17 protein-coding genes are annotated in these 18765 nt (G+C 69.7%); all 17 read left to right on the top strand.

Annotated features, from left to right (window positions below; all coding sequences use genetic code 11):
* The first annotated feature begins 79 nt into the window (after positions 1-79).
* The 17 genes from MED01_RS26570 (at position 80) to MED01_RS26490 (ending at position 18723) form a co-directional block, all read left to right on the top strand.
* Positions 80-1342, top strand: a complete 1263-nt coding sequence (locus tag MED01_RS26570) for a beta-ketoacyl-[acyl-carrier-protein] synthase family protein (protein ID WP_238671250.1) — start codon at positions 80-82, stop codon at positions 1340-1342.
* Entirely contained in the window at positions 1339-2559 is a 1221-nt protein-coding gene (locus MED01_RS26565; protein ID WP_238671249.1) for a ketosynthase chain-length factor, read from the top strand. The genes MED01_RS26570 and MED01_RS26565 overlap by 4 nt, the downstream gene beginning before the upstream one ends.
* Complete coding sequence (locus MED01_RS26560; protein WP_238671248.1) at positions 2556-3614, top strand: methyltransferase; 1059 nt, start codon at positions 2556-2558, stop codon at positions 3612-3614. Before MED01_RS26565 ends, MED01_RS26560 begins: the two co-directional genes overlap by 4 nt.
* 15 nt (positions 3615-3629) lie before the next feature.
* Complete coding sequence (locus MED01_RS26555) at positions 3630-3956, top strand: antibiotic biosynthesis monooxygenase family protein (protein WP_238671247.1); 327 nt, start codon at positions 3630-3632, stop codon at positions 3954-3956.
* Positions 3949-5571 carry an FAD-dependent oxidoreductase gene (locus MED01_RS26550; protein ID WP_238671246.1) on the top strand — a complete coding sequence of 541 codons (1623 nt, stop codon included), beginning with the start codon at positions 3949-3951 and terminating at the stop codon, positions 5569-5571. The genes MED01_RS26555 and MED01_RS26550 overlap by 8 nt, the downstream gene beginning before the upstream one ends.
* Positions 5572-5575: 4 nt before the next feature.
* Positions 5576-5917, top strand: coding sequence for a TcmI family type II polyketide cyclase (locus MED01_RS26545; protein ID WP_238671245.1), 342 nt, complete (start codon positions 5576-5578; stop codon positions 5915-5917).
* Positions 5914-6921 (top strand): class I SAM-dependent methyltransferase, encoded by a 1008-nt coding sequence (locus MED01_RS26540; RefSeq protein WP_238671244.1) that lies wholly within the window; start codon positions 5914-5916, stop codon positions 6919-6921. The genes MED01_RS26545 and MED01_RS26540 overlap by 4 nt, the downstream gene beginning before the upstream one ends.
* The gene (locus MED01_RS26535) at positions 6921-7385 is read left to right on the top strand and encodes a cupin domain-containing protein (protein WP_208646634.1); all 465 of its coding nucleotides are present in this window, start codon (positions 6921-6923) and stop codon (positions 7383-7385) included. Before MED01_RS26540 ends, MED01_RS26535 begins: the two co-directional genes overlap by 1 nt.
* Entirely contained in the window at positions 7382-7639 is a 258-nt protein-coding gene (locus MED01_RS26530) for an acyl carrier protein (protein WP_091394916.1), read from the top strand. The genes MED01_RS26535 and MED01_RS26530 overlap by 4 nt, the downstream gene beginning before the upstream one ends.
* A gap of 4 nt (positions 7640-7643) precedes the next feature.
* The gene (locus MED01_RS26525; RefSeq protein WP_238671243.1) at positions 7644-8114 is read left to right on the top strand and encodes an SRPBCC family protein; all 471 of its coding nucleotides are present in this window, start codon (positions 7644-7646) and stop codon (positions 8112-8114) included.
* Positions 8111-9772: an acetyl-CoA carboxylase carboxyltransferase subunit alpha gene (locus MED01_RS26520; protein ID WP_238671242.1), complete on the top strand. Its 1662-nt coding sequence runs from the start codon at positions 8111-8113 to the stop codon at positions 9770-9772. The genes MED01_RS26525 and MED01_RS26520 overlap by 4 nt, the downstream gene beginning before the upstream one ends.
* A complete protein-coding gene (locus MED01_RS26515; RefSeq protein WP_238671241.1) occupies positions 9759-10196 on the top strand; it encodes an acetyl-CoA carboxylase biotin carboxyl carrier protein in 438 nt (145 codons plus the stop codon). Before MED01_RS26520 ends, MED01_RS26515 begins: the two co-directional genes overlap by 14 nt.
* A gap of 4 nt (positions 10197-10200) precedes the next feature.
* Positions 10201-11586: an acetyl-CoA carboxylase biotin carboxylase subunit gene (locus MED01_RS26510; RefSeq protein WP_238671240.1), complete on the top strand. Its 1386-nt coding sequence runs from the start codon at positions 10201-10203 to the stop codon at positions 11584-11586.
* 154 nt (positions 11587-11740) lie between these two features.
* Positions 11741-13204 (top strand): peroxidase family protein, encoded by a 1464-nt coding sequence (locus tag MED01_RS26505; RefSeq protein ID WP_238671239.1) that lies wholly within the window; start codon positions 11741-11743, stop codon positions 13202-13204.
* A gap of 105 nt (positions 13205-13309) precedes the next feature.
* Positions 13310-14755, top strand: coding sequence for an adenosylhomocysteinase (ahcY, locus tag MED01_RS26500; protein WP_238671238.1), 1446 nt, complete (start codon positions 13310-13312; stop codon positions 14753-14755).
* 14 nt (positions 14756-14769) lie between these two features.
* Positions 14770-15747: a carbohydrate kinase family protein gene (locus MED01_RS26495; protein WP_238671237.1), complete on the top strand. Its 978-nt coding sequence runs from the start codon at positions 14770-14772 to the stop codon at positions 15745-15747.
* A 96-nt stretch (positions 15748-15843) separates the two neighbouring features.
* Positions 15844-18723 (top strand): AfsR/SARP family transcriptional regulator, encoded by a 2880-nt coding sequence (locus MED01_RS26490; RefSeq protein WP_238671236.1) that lies wholly within the window; start codon positions 15844-15846, stop codon positions 18721-18723.
* Positions 18724-18765 lie beyond the last annotated feature (42 nt).

Raw genomic sequence — 18765 nt, 5'->3', positions numbered from 1 at the left:
GGCCCTCGACCGACGCTCCAGCGCCGTTCGACCGGCCGTCCCTAGCTTTCACACGGACATCGCGGCCAGGAGGTCTTCCATGACGAGCACATCCGACCGTCGGGTGGTCATCACCGGGATTGGCGTCATCGCCCCCGGTGGACTGGGCACCAAGGCGTTCTGGGAACTGTTGACCGCTGGCCGCACGGCCACCCGTAGCCTGTCGTTCTTCGACGCCACCCCCTTCCGGTCACGGGTGGCCGCGGAGGCCGACTTCGACCCGGTCGCCGAGGGCCTGTCGCCGCAGGAGGTCCGCCGGATGGACCGGGCGGCCCAGATGGCGGTGGTCTGCACCCGGGAGGCGCTGGCCGACAGCGGCTTCGAGGTCGCCGACCCGACCCGGGTCGGCGTGAGCGTCGGCACGGCGGTCGGGGCCACGATGAGCCTCGAAGAGGAGTACGTCGTGGTCAGCGACGGCGGCCGGAACTGGCTGACCGACCACCGGTACGCCACCCCGCACCTCTACGACTATCTGGTGCCGAGCTCGTTCGCCCGCGAGGTGGCGTGGTCGGTCGGGGCGGAGGGTCCGGCGACGGTGGTCTCCACCGGCTGCACGTCGGGCCTCGACTCGGTCGGCCACGCCCGGGAGCTGATCCGGGAGGGATCGGCCGACGTGATGATCGCCGGCGCGACCGACGCCCCGATCTCGCCGATCACGGTGGCCTGCTTCGACGCGATCAAGGCGACCACGGCCCGCAACGACGATCCGACGCACGCCTCGCGGCCGTTCGACAACAGTCGCGACGGGTTCGTCCTCGGTGAGGGTTCGGCGATGTTCGTCCTCGAAGAGCTTGAGCACGCCCGCCGACGCGGCGCGCAGATCTACGCCGAACTGGTCGGGTTCGCCTCGCGCTCCAACGCGTTTCACATGACCGGTCTGCGGCCCGACGGGCGGGAGATGGCCGAGGCGATCCGGGTCGCGCTCGCCGACGCCCGGTTGCCCGGCGACGCCGTCGACTACATCAACGCGCACGGCTCGGGTACGAAGCAGAACGACAGGCACGAGACAGCGGCGTTCAAGCGGAGTCTCGGCGACCATGCGTACCGCACCCCGGTCAGCTCGATCAAGTCGATGATCGGCCACTCGCTCGGCGCCATCGGTTCGATCGAGATCGCGGCGTCGGCCCTGGCGATCAAGCACGGGGCGGTGCCGCCGACGGCCAACCTGCACGAACGCGACCCGGAGTGCGACCTCGACTACGTTCCGCTGACCGCCCGTGAGCAGCAGACCGACGTGGTGTTGAGCGTGGGTAGCGGGTTCGGCGGCTTCCAGAGCGCGATGCTCCTGGCGCGTGTGGCATGACCACTGTCGTCACCGGTGTCGGAGTGGCAGCGCCCAACGGGTTGGGCCGCGACGCCTTCTGGGCGGCCACCGTCGCCGGGGTGGGCGGCATCGGGCCGATCAGCCGTTTCGACAGCTCGGGTTACCCCGCCCAGTTGGCCGGCGAGGTTCCCGGATACGAGGCGGCCGATCACATTCCGAGCCGGCTGATGGCGCAGACCGACCACATGACCCGGCTGTCGTTGACGGCGGCACAGTGGGCGCTGGCCGATGCGTCGGTCGACCCTTCTGCGCTGCCCGAGTTCGGCATGGGTGTCGTCACCGCCAGCGCGTCGGGTGGCTTCGAGTTCGGCCACCGTGAGCTGGAGAAACTCTGGAGCAAGGGCTCTGAGCACGTCAGCGCCTACCAGTCGTTCGCCTGGTTCTACGCTGTCAACACCGGCCAGATCTCGATCCGCCACGGGATGCGTGGGCCGACCGGCGTGCTCGTCACCGAGCAGGCGGGTGGGCTCGACGCGGTGGCGCAGGCCCGGCGCCAGGTGCGCAAGGGCGTGCAACTCGTGATGACCGGCGGTGTCGACGCGTCGCTCTGCCCGTGGGGCTGGACGGCCCAGCTCGCCAACGGCCTGCTCAGTACGGGGCGGGATCCGGCCACGGCGTTCCTGCCGTTCGACGCCAACGCGTCGGGTTACGTGCCGGGCGAGGGCGGGGCGATCCTCGTGTTGGAGGACGAACACGCCGCTGCCCGGCGCGGGGCCGCCGTCTACGGGGTGATCGCCGGATACGGCGCGACGTTCGACCCCCGACCCGGCTCCGGCCGCCCGCCGGGTCTGCGTCGGGCGGCCGAGATGGCAGTGTCCGACGCCGGTCTCACACCGGCCGACATCGACGTCGTCTTCGCCGACGGCGCCGGTGTCGCGCAGCTCGACCGCGTCGAGGCCGAGGCGATCACAGCGGTCTTCGGCCCACGTGGGGTGCCGGTGACCGCCCCCAAGACGATGACCGGCCGGCTCTACTCGGGCGGGGCGGCGCTCGACCTCGTCTCCGCGCTGCTGTCGATCCGGCACGGCGTCATCCCACCCACCACCAACATCCGCCAGCCGGCCGAGGGCCTGCACCTCGACCTGGTGCGTGACGTCGCGCGGGAGACACCGGTACGCGCGGCGCTCGTACTCGCCAGGGGCTACGGCGGGTTCAACGCGGCAATGGTCGTGACCGACGAAAGGAATGGACGATGACCGACGCCAGCCTCGCCGCCGTCGCGAACTTCGACGAGCAGCAGGCACTCGACCTGCGTGAACGGCAGATCGCGGTGCTGGGAAGCGCCAAACAGATCGCCAACGTGATCTACGTGGTCACCGAGCTCGGCATCGCCGACCTGCTCGTCGACGGACCAGTGCTGGTCGCCCGACTGGCGGCGGCGACCGAGTCGCACGAGGACGCGCTGCGGCGGATCCTGCGCGCGGCCTCAGCGGTCGGCATCTTCGACGAGCAGGAGGACGGGTCGTTCGCGCTCACCCCGCTCGGCGAGGGGCTGACGTCGGCCCGGATCGGCGGGCTGCGGCCGATGGTGCAGTTCAGCGGCGCCGACTTCAACCGCCTCCCGTACGCGGAGATCCTGCACAGCGTCCGTACCGGCGAGCCGGCCTTCAACAAGGTCTTCGGCATGGGCTTCTACGACTATCTCCAGGCCCACCCGGAGGCCAACCGGTTCTTCGAGGGCTTCATGGCCCACTGGAGCCGGCGGCTCGCCGACCGGTTCGCCGCGGAGTTGGCACCCGAGCGGTTCGGCCGGATCGCCGACATCGGCGGCAGCAACGGCTACTTCCTGGCCAAGATGCTCCAGCGTCACCCCGATGGCACCGGTGTCCTCTTCGACCTGCCCGAGGTGGTGGCCGACGCCGAGCCACTGCTCAAGGAGCACGGTGTCACCGAGCGGGTCGAGGTGCGGGGCGGCGACTTCTTCACCGACGAGCTGCCGGTCGGTGCCGACGCGTACATCCTGAAGTCGATCGTCCACAACTGGCCGGACGACACCTGCGTCACGTTGCTGCGTCGGATCCGGGCGGCGATCGGCGACGCCGACTCCCGCCTCATCGCGATCGACCAGATCGTGCCGCCGCGCAACCAGTGGGACCACGCCAAGATCATCGACATCGACATGCTGGTGCTCTTCGGCGGCAAGGAGCGCGACCTCAGGGAATGGCAGGCGCTGTTCACCGCGTCCGGTTTCGAGCTGGTCAACACCCCCGCGTCCCGCGGCTGGGCCCTGCTCGAAGCGCGTCCGATCTAGGAAAGGAAGCCCGCAATGGCACACATCGGCATCGACCAGCCGGTCGTGACGATGGTCAACGTCTTCACCGTCGAGCCGGCCAACCAGCAGAAGCTCCTCGACATCCTGATCGAGGCGACCGACGCGGTGATGTCCAAGGTGGACGGGTTCGTGTCGGCGAACATCCACGCCAGCCTCGACGGGACCCGGGTCGTCAACTACGCGCAGTGGAAGAGCGAAGAGCACTTCACGGCGATGCTCAAGAACCCCGAGGTCCACCCCCACTTCGGCGAGGTACGCGCGATCGCCACGCCAGAACGCCACCTCTACAAAGTCGTCTACACGGAGGACGCTCATGTCTGACGGAAGCACCGACGTCCTGATCGTCGGCGGCGGCCCGGTCGGCTTGTCGACCGCGCTCTTCCTGGCCCGCAAGGGGATCCGGCCGATCCTTGTCGAACGTCGGCCCCGGCTGTCGACGATCCCCCGCGCCACCGGTCTGCACGCCCGCACTGTGGAGATCTTCCGCACCGTCGGCCTGGAGCCCGCGGTGCAGCAGGCCGGCATGAAGATCGTCGGACCGGGTGCCGAACTCGACCTGGTCCGCGCCGGCCGCGCCACGCCACTGGTCATGCTCGGCGCCCAGTCCCTGGCCGACCTCCACAAGTCGTTCGTGATGGAGGCGCACGACGTCGACTACGACAAGTTCACGCCGAGCTGGCCGATCTGGTGCGGCCAGGACCACTACGAGCCGCTGCTCTACGACGCCGCGGTCGAGGCGGGCGCGGAGATCCGCTTCCAGAACGAGCTGATCGGGCTGACCCAGGACCAGGACGGCGTGACGGCGACCGTCAACGACAATGGCACGACACGCACGATCCGGGCGCGCTACGTCGTCGCCGCCGACGGTGTGAAGAGTCCCGTGCGCGAACTGCTCCAGGTCGGAAACCGCAGCAACGGCGTCGCCGGGAACTTCGTCAGCATCATCTTCCGCGCCAAGGTCGACCTGCCCGAGTCGGCACCCCGGTTCACGCTGATCTACCTGATGAACCAGCTGGCCCAGGGTCTGCTGCTCTTCATCGAGCCGGGACGGTGGATGTTCGGCGTCAACTACTACCCCGAGCGCGGGCAGTCGCCTGCCGACTTCACACCGGAACGCTGCGTCGAACTGGCCCGGATCGCTGCCGGCGACCCCGAGTTGGAGGTCGAGGTCGAGTCGGCCCAGCCCTGGGACGCGCGGCACATGGTCGCCGACGCGTACCAGTCGGGGAGGGTCTTCCTGGCCGGCGACGCCTGTCACGCCCACCCGCCGGCCGGCGGCTTCGGCGTCAACGCCGGCATCCAGGACGCGCACAACCTGGCCTGGAAGCTCGCCGACGTGCTTCAGGGGCGGGCCGACGAGAGCCTGCTCGACTCCTACGAAGCCGAGCGTCGTCCGGTCGGCGCCGCGACCGCCGACCAGGCGTGGATGCTCTTCCGCACCCGGGGTCAGCTCGCCGACGAGGACAAGGCCGCCTACCGCGACTTCGTCATCGTCACGATGGGCTACCGGTACACCTCCAACGCGATAGTCGGCGCGCCCGCCGACACCGAGCTGCTGCCCCGCGAGCTGACCTTCACCGGCCAACCCGGATCGCGTGCCCCGCACGGCTGGGTCGACCACGACGGCGCTCGGGTCTCCACGATCGATGTGCTGACCGAGGGCTGGACGTTGGCCACGGCTCCGGGCGACGACGCCTGGCTCGCCGCGGCCGAGGCGGTCTCGGCGGAGACCGGGCTTCCGATCAAGGCGCTGACCGCCGGACCCGACGGTGACCTCGCCGACGACGGTTCGTGGCTCGCGAGCTGCGGAGTCGGCCCCGGCGGGGCGCTGCTGGTACGCCCCGACGGCATTGTCGCCTGGCGCAGCGCCGGCCCGGTCGACGACCAGGCCCAGACCCTGACCGCTGCCCTGGCCACGATCCTGCGGGGAGCGTGAGCACATGTCCTACCGCGCCCTCATGGTCATGCGGATGGCCCCCGGCCACGCCGACGCGGTCGCCGAACTCTTCACCGAGCACGACAAGGGCGACATGCCCTACGTCGTCGGCATCTCGCGGCGCACGCTCTTCCGCTACCAGGACCTCTACATGCACCTGCTGGAGGCCGACACCGACGTCTTCGACAAGCTCCTCGCGGCCCGAGCCCGCGCGGACTTCCAGGAGGTCAACAGGCGCCTCTCGGCCTACCTGCAGCGCTACGCGCCGGACAGCATGACCGAGTTGCAGGACTCGAAGGCCACGCCCTTCTACACCTGGAGCCCCGAGACAGGGAGCATCACGTGACGCTGACCCGCCGCGACATCAACGACATGATGCAGGCATACAAGAAGACGAGCCTGCTGCGTACCGCTGTCGAGCTGGGCGTGTTCGACGCGCTCGCCGAGGGCCCGGCCACTGCCAGCGGGCTCGCCCCGAAGCTCGGCATCCATCCCCGGGGTGCGCGCATCCTGCTCGACGCGCTCACCGCGATCCGACTCACCGACCGCACCAGCGAGCACTTCTCGCTCACCCAGGCGGCCGCCGATCACCTGGTCAGCACCCGTCCCGACTACCTGGGCGGCATGGTCAAGGTGATGTCGAGCGACTGGGAGTGGGACGCGCTGCGCGACCTCAGCGCCGCCGTACGGGCCGGCGGCACCGTCCTCGACGTGCACGCCGAGACCCCGGAGTACACCTACTGGGAGGACTTCGCCGCGTACGCGACGAAGGTCGCCCAGCCAACCGCCGAGGTGATGGCCGAGGCGCTCGCGCCGTGGACGAAGGAGCGCGCCGAACTCGACATCCTCGACGTCGCCTGCGGCCACGGCGTCTACGGCTACACGCTCGCTCAGCACAACCCACAGGCGGCGGTGACCTCGCTGGACTGGCCCAACGTGCTCGCCGTGACGGAGAAGCACGCCGAACGGCTCGGCGTGCGCGACCGGGCGTCGTTCCTGCCGGGTGACATGTTCACCACCGATCTCGGCGGGCCCTACGACGTCGTGCTGCTCACCAATGTCACGCACCACTTCTCCGAGGAGCGGGTGCATGAGCTGGTGACCCGGCTCGGTTCCGTGGTCAAGCCGGGTGGACGGCTGGTCATCGTCGGGTTCACCACTGGCGACGAGTCGCCGGCACTGGACCCGGCTCCGTACCTCTTCTCGGTGTTGATGTTGGTCTGGACCTTCGAGGGCGAGTCGCACTCCGTCGCCGCCTACAACCGGGCCCTCGCCGCGGCGGGCTTCGGCCCGGCCACCGTCCACCCGACGGACCTGCCGTTCCGAGTGCTCGTCGCAGAGAAGGGATGATCATGCATCGGCAACCGATCGTGAAGGTCGCCGCCACCGACGTGCCCGGCATCAACCGGATCGGCGGCGAGGTGCGGATCCTGCTCAGCCCGAAGACCGTCGACGCGACGGAGGGCTTCATGGGCACGGTCCGCCTGGAGCCGGGCGAGTTCCTGGCAGAGCAGTACAACCCGTACTCGGACAAGTTCTGTTATCTGGTGCGCGGCGAGGTGGTGATCCGGGTCGACGGCGCGGAGGTCAAGCTCGCTGCCGACGAGGCTCTCATGGTCCGTCGCGGCCAGCGGCACCGCATCGTCAACGCCGGTGGCGAGACCGCGCTGATCGTGTTCCAGATCAGCCCGCTCGCACCGCGCCCCGAGCTGGGCCACGTCGACACCGAAGAGGTCCCGCACCCCGAGTCGCCGGTGCCGCAGGTCGGCGGCGTGCGCGACGGGTGGCAGCGACCGACGGGAGGAAACTCATGAGCCAGCTGACCCTCGACGACCTGCGTCGGATCCTGGAGACCAGTTCCGGTGTGGTCGAGCAGACCGACTGGGCCGATCCGGCGACGCTCGACGCGCCGTTCGACGACCTCGGCTACGACTCGCTCGCGCTGTTGGAGCTGGCGGCGCGGGTGCAGCAGGAGTACGAGGTGCGCATCCCCGACGACGCGGTGTCGATCATGAAGACGCCGCGGCTCGCTGTCGACTACGTCAACCAACGACTCGCGGATCGGTGACCCGATGGCCGGACACACTGACAACGCGGTCGTCATCAACGCACCGTTCGACCTCGTCTGGGACCTCACCAACGACATCCCCAACTGGCCCTCCCTGTTCAGCGAGTACGCCAGCACCGAAGTGCTCTCGACGTCCGCCGACGGGGCCGTCGTCTTCCGCCTGACCATGCACCCCGACCCGGCCGGCCGGGTCTGGAGCTGGGTCTCCGAGCGGGTGCCCGACCGCGGCGACCGGGTGGTACGGGCACGGCGGCTGGAGACGGGCGCCTTCAAGTACATGAACCTGTTCTGGGAATACACCGAGATCCCGGACGGCGGCGTGCGGATGCGGTGGGTACAGGACTTCGAGATGCGGCCGGGCGGGCACGCCGACGACGAGGGCATGACCGCCCACCTCAACCGGACCACACGTGAGCAGCAGGCACGCATCCGGGAGATCGTGGAGAAGGCCGCGGCCGAACGCGGGCAGTCATGACCGCCACCGTCAACACACCCGTCGGCAAGAGCTGGCTGATCTGCCCGGGCTGCCGGGCGCTGCTCTACCAGCGCCGGGTCGAGCGCAACCTCGGCGTCTGCCCGGAGTGCGACCACCACGACCAGGTCACCGCGCACCAGCGGATCGAGCAGCTCTTCGACCTCGACTCGGTCGAGGAGCTGCCACCGGTCGGCGCCTTCGGTGATCCGCTCGGTTTCGTCGACACCAAGCCCTACCCGCAACGGATCGAGGCGGCCCGCCGGCGCACCGGGCTCGACGAGGCAGTGGTCTGCGTCCGGGGCACCGTCGAGGGCCAGCCCCTGATCGCGGCGGTAATGGACTTCCGGTTCCTCGGCGGCAGCCTCGGCTCGGGCGTCGGCGAACGGATCACCCGGGCCGCCGAGGTGGCGCTCGAAACCCGTACGCCGCTGCTGATCGTCAGCGCCTCCGGCGGGGCCCGGATGCAGGAGGGCGTGCTGTCGCTCATGCAGATGGCCAAGACGAGCGCGGCGCTCGGTGCCCTCGACGAGGCCGGGGTGTTGACGATCTCGCTGGTCAGCGACCCGACCTACGGTGGCGTTGCCGCATCGTTCGCGACGCTCTGCGACGTCATCCTCGCCGAGCCGGGGGCGCGCCTCGGCTTCGCCGGGCCGAGGGTCATCCAGCAGACGCTGCGTCAGCCGCTGCCGGCCGGCTTCCAGACCGCCGAGTACCTCTTCGCCCGCGGCATGCTCGACGACCTGGTGCCCCGGTCGAACCTGCGGCCGACCATCGGCCGGCTGCTGGCCTTCGCGGGGGCCGACCGGTCCGCGCCCAACCCTTACCCGGTACGTGCCACCACGCCCCCCGAGTCGGCCGACCCGTGGGCTGTCGTGGCGCTGTCCCGCGATCTCGGTCGACCATCCACACTCGACTACATCGGTCACTTCGTTGACGGTTTCGTGGAGCTGCACGGCGACCGGCTGGCGAGTGACTGCCCGGCGATCGTCGGCGGCGTCGGTCTGATCGACGGCCGGCCCACAGTGGTGATCGGCCACCAGAAGGGCCACACGGTCGCCGAGGTGGCCAGCCGCAACTTCGGCATGGCGACACCTGCCGGCTATCGCAAGGCGGCCCGGCTGATGCGCCTGGCCGAGAAGCTCGGCACGCCGATCGTGACGCTGATCGACACGCCCGGCGCCTACCACGGCGTCTCGGCGGAGGAGAACGGGCAGGCCCTCGCCATCGCCGACAGCATCCGGCTGATGGCCGGGCTGACGGTTCCGGTCGTCGCGATCGTGACCGGCGAGGGTGGCAGCGGAGGTGCGCTCGCCCTCGGCGTCGGCAACCGGGTGCTGATGCTCACCAACGCGACGTACTCGGTGATCAGCCCGGAAGGCTGCGCCGCGATCCTCTGGAACGACTCCGGCCGGGCCGACGAGGCCGCCGCGCAGCTCAAGCTCCAGGCCGGCGACCTGCTGGCGCTCGGCATCGTCGACGGGGTGGTTCCCGAACCACCCGGCGGGGCACCGGCCGATCCCGGGGCGACCGCGTCGGCCGTACACCGGGCGGTTGTCGACGCGTTCGCGGAGTTGGCCGGTCTCAACCGCGAGGAGGTGCGGGCCCATCGCCGGGCCCGCTTCCGACAGATCGGAGGTTTGACGAATGCCGGAGGGTAACGCCGACCCGCTGGATGCCGCGGTCCGCAGTCTCGCGCGGCTGATCGGGTCGACGCCAGGTCCGGTCCGCCGCGCCCGGCTGCAACACGGCGACCTGGTGGTCGAGGTGGAGTGGCCGGATGGCGCACCGGGGGCGGCGGTGGTACCGGCCGCCCCGCCGGTGGAGACCGACGCCGGTCTGCACTACGTGTGCGCGCCGATGGTCGCGACGCTCTACCTCGCGCCGTCGCCCGGAGCTGACCCGTTCGTCACTGAGGGCGACCAGGTCATTCCGGGCCAGCAGGTCGCGATCCTCGAAGCGATGAAGATGATGATCCCGGTCGAAGCCGACCGCGCGGGCGAGGTCGTAAAGGTGCTGGTGCCCAACGCGAGCCCGGTCGAGTACGGCGAACGGTTGATCGCCTTAGCTGTGTCGGAGGGCTGACCCAGTGTTCGAGTCGGTGCTGATCGCCAACCGGGGCGAAATCGCGGTCCGGATCGCCCGGACCTGCCGGGAGATGGGGCTGCGTACCGTGGCTGTCTACTCGACAGTGGACCGGGACTCGGCGGTGGTGCGGCTGGCCGACGAAGCCGTCCAGATCGGGCCGGGTCCCAGCCGACGCAGCTACCTGAGTGCCCCGGCCATCATCGAGGCGGCCCGTCGCACGGGGGCCGACGCCATCCACCCGGGCTACGGATTTCTCTCCGAGGATCCGGACTTCGCCGAGATCTGCGAGGCCGACGGGATCACGTTCATCGGGCCGCCGCCCGCCGTGATGGCCGCTCTGGGCGACAAGGCCCGGACGCGGGGCATCATGGCGGGCCTCGGCCTGCCCGTACTCCCCGGCACGACCGACGCCGTCGAGTCGGCTGCCCACGCCCGCGCTGTCGCCGACGAGATCGGCTTCCCGCTGATCATCAAGGCGGTCGCCGGTGGCGGCGGTCGGGGCGTACGGGTGGTCCGCGATCCGGCGTCGTTCCTTGGCGAGTTCGCCGCCGCGCGGGCCGAGGCGCAGCTGCTCTTCGGCGACAACCGGGTCTACATCGAGCGCTACCTCGAGTCTGCCCGCCACGTCGAGGTGCAGGTGCTCACCGACCGCTACGGCAACGGCATCCACCTCGGCGAGCGCGACTGCTCGGTGCAGCGGCGTCACCAGAAGCTGATCGAGGAGTCACCCGCGCCGGGGCTGCCGCAACACATGGTCGACCGGATGACCGCCGCCGCGGTCACCGGCGCGCTCGGTGTCGGCTACGTGGGCGCTGGCACCTTCGAGTTCCTGGTCGGCGGTGGGGACGACTTCCACCTCATGGAGGTCAACTGCCGGCTCCAGGTCGAACACCCGGTCTCCGAGCTGGTGACCGGCGTCGATCTGGTGCGGCAACAGATCCTCGTCGCGGCCGGCGAACGGCTGGCGCTGACCCAGGCCGACGTGACGCCACGCGGCACCGCGATCGAGTGCCGTCTCAACGTCGAGGACCCGGCGCGCGGGTTCGTACCGACGCCGGGTGAGCTGACCCGCTTCGACCTGCCCGCCGGCCCGTTCGTCAGGGTCGACACGCACGGGTACGCCGGTTACCGGGTCCCGGCGGACTACGACTCCCTGCTCGCGAAGGTGGTCGTCTGGGCGCCCGACCGCACCCAGGCCCTGGCCCGGATGGCCCGCGCCCTCGACGAGTGCGCCGTCGAAGGGCCAGGAGTGGCCACCACCCGCGACTTCCTCCGATCGACGCTCGACCACCCGCTGTTCCGCACCGCGAAACACGACACCTCGCTTGTCGACACCATGCTCACCGGCCTCCAGCCGGACACCACCGAAGCTCCAGGGCGCCACTAGCCGAAGGGTTCACACTGCTGCCGGTTCGCGGGTTTGCGGCCCGTGCGTCCACGCGGGCGCCTGCGGACGGAAGGTGGCCGACATGGCAATTGACAACGCTTCTCGAGGTGTCAGCCGACGGCGATTATTGGCCGGAGTCGGCGCGGGGGCGCTCGTGGCCGGCACCGGGGGAGTCCTGCTCGACGCGACGCCGGCGGCGGCCGCGTTCTCCAACCGGTTCGGTCGGATGTTCCCGTCGCTGCCGGCGTTCGGTTCCGCGACGACCCAGATGCGGAACGCACTGATCGACCTGTCGCGCGTCGGCGGCCCGATGGACGCCCGCGACCCGTTGAGCGTCGGTGCGGAGGCGCTCGCCGACCTGCAGCAGCACAGCATCAACAACCCGGACAACTTCTCGATCCCACAGGGCATGACGTACTTCGGGCAGTTCGTCGACCACGACCTGGCCTTCGAGACGACGGCGCCGCTGGGTACGCCGGTCGACCCGACCACGGTGCCGAACCCCCGGACGCCGGCCCTGGATCTCGACTCGCTCTACGGTGGCGGGCCGACCGGAAACCCGGAGCTGTACAACTCGGCCGATCCCGCCAAACTCAAGATCGAGTCGGGCGGGCGCTTCGAAGACCTGCCGCGCAACTCCAGTGGCAAGGCGATCGTCTTCGACTCCCGCAACGACGAGAACCTGCCGATCGCGCAGATCACTGCCGCGTTCATCCTCTTCCACAACCGGGTGGTCGACCTGGTGCGCGCCCAGGGCACACCGGCGGCACAGGTCTTCGGCGCCGCCCGGCAACTCGTCACCTGGCACTACCAGTGGATCGTGCTCAACGAGTTCCTTCCGCTGATCGCCGGGCCGGGCACTGTCTTCACAGTGCTCAACGGTGGCCGCCGCTTCTACAAGCCGGAGCCGAACGCGACGTTCATCCCGGTCGAGTTCACCGCTGCGGCGTTCCGGTTCGGCCACAGCCAGCCACGACCGGCCTACCTGGTCAACCGTACCGGCGACGGCGGCGACGAGTTCTACGCCATGCTCTTCGACCCGGCGCTGAGCGGCGCCGACCCGGCCGACCTGCGCGGCGGGAAGCGGGCCGCCCGCCGCTACCTCGACTACCAGTTCTGGTTCCAGTTCTTCGACGGCCAGGTGCGCTGGAGCAAGTGGATCGACGTACGCAACTCGACGCCGCTGTTCGGCTTCCCACTGCCACCACCGCCGTCCGGCTCCCCGTCGGCCAACCTGCTCGGACGCGACCTGCTCCGGCAGCTCACCTTCGGCATCCCGTCGGGCCAGCGGATCGCCGCGACCATCGGCGCGCCGGCGCTCGGCAGCTTCAACTTCCCGGAGCTCAGCGGGTACGGCCTCGGCCTGGACTCCAACACCCCGCTCTTCTACTACATCCTCAAGGAGGCGCAGCTCCAGGCCGGCGGAGGTTCGTTGGGCGCCGTCGGTGGGCGAATCGTGGCCGAGGTGCTCATCGGCATCGCCCAGCTCGACCCGGCGAGCTACCTGAAGGTGCAGCCCAACTGGCGTCCGACCCTCCCCGCCCGCTTCTCCGGCCAGTTCACGATGGCCGACCTGCTCACGTACGCCCGGGTCGACCCGGGCAGCCGCAACTCCTGACGGCGCTTGCTCCGCACCCGGGCCCGGGTGGCCCGGTGTGCGGAGCATGAGCCCGGTTGAACGGGACTCCAACGGTCCTCGACGCGGGTGGGGGAGGGTGCGGGCATGACTGGCGACTTCAGCGATTTCAAGGTGGCGGATCTGTCGTTGGCGGCCTTCGGGCGTAAGGAGATCGAGCTGGCCGAGCACGAGATGCCGGGTCTGATGTCGATCCGGAGGGAGTTCGCCGAGCGCCAGCCGTTGAAGGGTGCGCGGATCACCGGCTCACTGCACATGACGATCCAGACGGCGGTGTTGATCGAGACGTTGGTGGCGCTTGGCGCGCAGGTCCGTTGGGCGTCCTGCAACATCTTCTCCACCCAGGACCACGCCGCGGCGGCGATCGCCGTCGGCCCGACCGGCACCCCGGACGCCCCGGCGGGTGTCCCGGTCTACGCCTGGAAGGGCGAGTCCCTCGACGAGTACTGGTGGTGCACCCAGCAGGTGTTGCTCTGGCCGGACGGGCAGGGCCCGAACATGATCCTCGACGATGGTGGTGACGCCACGCTGCTGGTGCACAAGGGCGCCGAGTTCGAGGCGATCGGCGCTGTCCCGTCGCCGGAGAGCGCCGACTCGGAGGAGTACGAGGTCGTCCTCGGTGTGTTGACCCGGTCGCTGCGGGAGGACAACCGCCGCTGGACGCGGATCGCTGCCGGGATCAAGGGGGTGACCGAGGAGACCACCACCGGCGTGCACAGGCTGTACGAGATGCAGCAGGCGGGGAACCTGCTGTTCCCGGCGATCAACGTGAACGACTCCGTGACCAAGAGCAAGTTCGACAACAAGTACGGCTGTCGGCACTCGTTGATCGACGGGATCAACCGGGCCACCGATGTGCTGATCGGCGGGAAGGTCGCAGTGGTGTTCGGCTACGGCGACGTCGGGAAGGGCTGCGCCGAGAGTCTGCGTGGTCAGGGTGCGCGGGTCATCGTGACCGAGGTGGATCCGATCTGCGCCCTCCAGGCGGCGATGGACGGCTACCAGGTCGCGACCATCGACGACGTTGTCGAGACCGCTGACATCTTCGTGACCGCCACCGGCTGCTTCAGCGTGATCACCAATGAGCACATGGCGCGGATGAAGCACCAGGCGATAGTGGGAAACATCGGCCACTTCGACAACGAGATCGACATGGCCGGTCTCGCGAAACGCGGTGATGTCGAGCGGATCACCGTGAAGCCGCAGGTGGATGAGTGGCGGTTCGCGGACGGCCACTCGATCATCGTGCTGTCCGAGGGACGGCTGTTGAACCTGGGCAACGCCACTGGGCACCCGAGCTTCGTGATGTCGAACAGCTTCGCCAACCAGACGATCGCGCAGATCGAGCTGTTCACCAGCACCGACCAGTACCCGATCGGTGTGCACACCCTCCCCAAGCACCTGGACGAGAAGGTGGCCCGACTCCACCTCTCCGCGTTGGGTGTCCGCCTCAGCGAACTGACAAAGGAACAAGCCAACTACCTCGGCGTCCCGGTCGAAGGGCCCTACAAGCCCGACCACTACCGCTACTGAGAGGGCCCGTCCGCATGATCGCCGTATCCGGCTCGATCGCGACCGACCATCTGATGCGTTTTCCGGGGCGGTTCGCCGAACAGCTCATCGCCGGCAGCCTCGACACCGTCTCGCTCTCGTTCCTCGTCGACGACCTGGTCGTCCGGCGCGGTGGGGTCGCGGCCAACATCGCCTTCGGGCTCGGTCAACTGGGGCACCGGCCGGTGCTGCTCGGCGCGGTCGGCGCTGACTTCGGCGACTACCGCAGCTGGTTGGAGCGGCACGGGGTCGACTGCTCGGAGGTGCAGGTCAGCTCCAGCGCACACACCGCCCGGTTCATCTGCACCACCGACACCGACCTCTGCCAGATCGCGTCGTTCTATCCCGGCGCGATGGGCGAGCCCGACCGGATCAGCCTCGACGGTGTCGCCGCACGGGCCGGCAGGCTCGGGCTCGTCATCGTCGCCGCGGAGAACCCGGACACGATGCTCGCCCGCGCCGCCGCCTGCCGCCGACTGGGCCTGCCCTTCGCCGCCGACCCGTCACAGCAACTGGCCCGGATGCCGTCGGCCGACATCGAGGCGATGATCAGCGGCGCTCGCTACCTGTTGACCAACGAGTACGAGGCGGCGCTGCTGGAGTCGAAGACCGGGCTGAGCGAAGACGACATCCTGCGCCGCGTGGGCGTGCGGGTCGTGACCCTGGGCGCCAACGGGGTACGCGTCACCGGGCAGGAGGGTGACTTCCTGGTTCCGGCGGCGCGGGTGGGCCGCATCGTCGACCCGACCGGCGTCGGCGACGGCTTCCGGGCCGGCTTCTTCGCCGCACTCGCCGCCGACCTGCCCATCGAGCGCGCGGCGCAGGTGGGCTGCGTACTGGCGGCGCACGTGCTGGAGGTCGAGGGCCCGCAGGAATACACGGTCGACGCCGACGCTTTCGAGCGCCGCATCGTCGACTCCTACGGCCCGGACGTAGCCGTCGACGTGCGGGCGCTGGGGCTGGCTCGGGTCTGATCGGGGCAGCCCGGGGGCGAGTCGGCCCCGTCCCCGGGCGGTCTTCAGACGATGCACGACGATCAGCCGGGCTCGATCTTGACACAGTGACACCAGATGACTACCCTACGGGCCGATCTGCACAACGGGGGTGTCATCGTGGCGGTGCCGATCGACTTCATGGTGCTCGGGCCCCTTGAGGTTAGCGCTGGCGACCGACGCGTTGAGCTGGGCGGCGAGCGGCAGAGAAGGCTGCTGGCCGGTCTGCTTCTCCGCCACGGTCAGCTGGTGTCCGCCGCTGACCTGACCGCCATCGCCTGGAACGGGGACCCGCCCGCGACGGCTCGCAACCAGATCCACAGCGGAATTTGGCAGCTGCGTCGCACCCTTGACCGCTACGGTGCGGCGCACCTGCTGGGTGGTGAGCGCGCCAACTACCGGCTTCGCGTCGACGCGAGTCAGCTGGACCTCGCCCGATTCAAGGACGCCGTGTCCGAGGGGCGACGCCTCGTAGCGCTCGATGACAAGCGCAAGGCAGCCGTCGTGCTGCGTCAGGCGGTGTCGATGTGGCGGGGTCCCGCGCTCGCGGATCTGAACGGGATCGTGCTGGAGCGCGAGGCGGCCGTGTTGGAGGAGATGCGCATAGCGGTCCTCGAAGAGTGTCTGGAGTGCGAGCTGACCTTCGGCGGCGGGGCCGCCGTGGTCGCCGAACTGACTGATCTGGTGGCGAAACATCCGCTGCGCGAGCGGCTCGCGGCAATGCTGATGACCGGCCTCTACCAGTCCGGGCGGCAGGCCGAGGCGATCGAGGCGTACCAGCGCGTCGCTTCCACGCTCGCCGACGAACTGGGCGTCGACCCGGGCGACGAGCTGCGTAGGAGGTACGAGGCGATTCTTCGGCAAGACCGAGCCCTCGACCCGTCGGCGCGTCCCGAGGGCGTCACCCTCGCCTCCGGCGCCGGTGCGACACCTGTTCGCCCTGCTCAACTACCTGTGCAAGGGGCCCTGTTCGTCGGCCGTTCAGCCAGCCTGGCCGAGTTGGATGCGGCTCTGGCGACCAATCCCACCGACCAGCCGCACCCCACGGTCCTGTCCATAGTGGGCCATGCCGGCGTCGGCAAGACGGCGCTGGCCGTCCGTTGGGCACATCGGGTCCGCGACCGTTTCCCGGACGGGCAGCTCTTTGTGAACCTGGACGGGTTCGGCCCGGACGGAACGGCGGCCCTCAAGCCCACCGACGTCCTACGAGACTTCCTGGAGGCGTTGCACGTTCCGCCGGACCGGATACCTCCCGGGATCAACGCCCAGGTGGGTCTCTACCGGAGTGTCCTGGCTGACCGGCGGGTGCTGGTCGTGCTGGACAACGCCCGCGACGCGGCACAGGTGCGCCCGCTGCTCCCGGGCAACCCTTCCTGCCTGGTCGTGGTCACCAGCCGAAACCGGCTCACCGGACTCGTCGTGAACGAAGGGGCTCAACCCGTTCCGCTCGGCATGCTGACCGCGGTGGAAGCGCACGAGTTGCTCACCCGTCGACTCGGCGTCGCCCGGGTCGTGCAGGACGCGGGAGCCGTCGACCAGATCATCCGCAGGTGCGCAGGTCTACCCCTGGCGCTGGCCATCGTCGCAGCGCGTGCGGCCACCGACGCCCAACTCCCGATCGAGGTCCTCGCCAGCCGCCTCGGGAGCGGTGGGGATCTGGACGTCCTTGCCGGAGACGATCCGCAGTCCGACCTCCGGACCGTGCTCTCCGGTTCCTACCGCGCTCTCAGCCCCGAACACGCCCGACTGTTTCGCCTGCTCGGCCTGCATCACGGCCTGGAGATGGCCGTCTCGACCTGCGCCAGCCTGGCCGGTCTGCCGCTGGACCAGACCAGCCGACTGCTGGCGGACCTGGTAGCGGTCCACATGGTCGAGCGGCGTTCGGCCGACCGGTACGCGCTCCACGATCTCCTGCGCGCATACGCGCGCGAACTCGTCGGTGTTCACGAGACCGAGCGCGATCAGCGCGCCGCGCGGCAGCGGATGCTCGACCACTACCTGCACACCGCCCATGTCGCCGATCGCCTGATCTACCCGCACCGGCGTGACTCGATCGACCTCGCGGCGCCGCAGCCCGGCGTGACCACTGAGGTCCTCACCGACAGCGACGCGGCGTTCGCCTGGTACACGCACGAACGGCGGGCACTCGTCACGGCCGTCGACATGGCAGCCTCGAACGGGTTCGACTCGCACGCCTGGCAACTCGGCTGGACACTGACCACCTTCCTCAACCGATGCGGGTGGTGGCACGAATGGGCTGCGGTCGAGGCCACCGGTCTCGTCGCTGCGCAGCGGCTGAGGGATCGCAGGGCCGAGGCCCGGTGCCATCGTGGCCTCGCCAACGCCCACACCCGGCTGGGGCACTACGAACGTGCCCGCCAGCACCACGGTTCTGCCTTGAGGCTGTACGTCGAGATCAGGGACCGGACCGGACAGGCGCAGGTCCACAGCAATCTGTCCTGGTTGGCCGAGCGCCAGGGAAGCTACCGTGACGCGCTGGCGCACGCCGAACAGATGCTGCGCCTCCATCAGCATGCTGGTCCCGAATCTGGCGAGGCAAGCGCACTCAACGCGGTCGGGTGGTATCACAGCCTGCTGGGGGACCACGTCCGCGCTCTTGACTACTGCGGACGCGCCGTTGCTCTCATGCAGCGCTTGGGTGACCTCCACGGTGAGGCGTACGTGTGGGACAGCCTGGCGCATGTCCACCACCAACGAGGCGACCACGCGCAGGCGCTCTCCTGTGGGCGGCGCGCGGTCAACCTGGCTGCGGAGGTCGGCGAGACCACTCTCCAGGCGAGCGCGTTGGCCCGCCTCGGTGACACCTACGAGGCCGCGGGTGACCTGGCCGCCGCGTGGAAGGTGTGGCACCAGGCCTTGGATGTCTACAACGGGCGCGACGAGGTGCAGGCGGCAGCCATTCGGGAAAAGCTGAAGGTCAGCATCTACGGCTCCTGACTCCTGCCAGTTGTGACACCCGGACACGGGCCCCCAAACACG

Source organism: Micromonospora alfalfae (assembly GCF_022230925.1).
Lineage (GTDB): Bacteria > Actinomycetota > Actinomycetes > Mycobacteriales > Micromonosporaceae > Micromonospora > Micromonospora alfalfae.
Note: the sequence above shows the minus strand (reverse complement) of the source record. Positions and strands in the feature narration are given on the sequence as shown.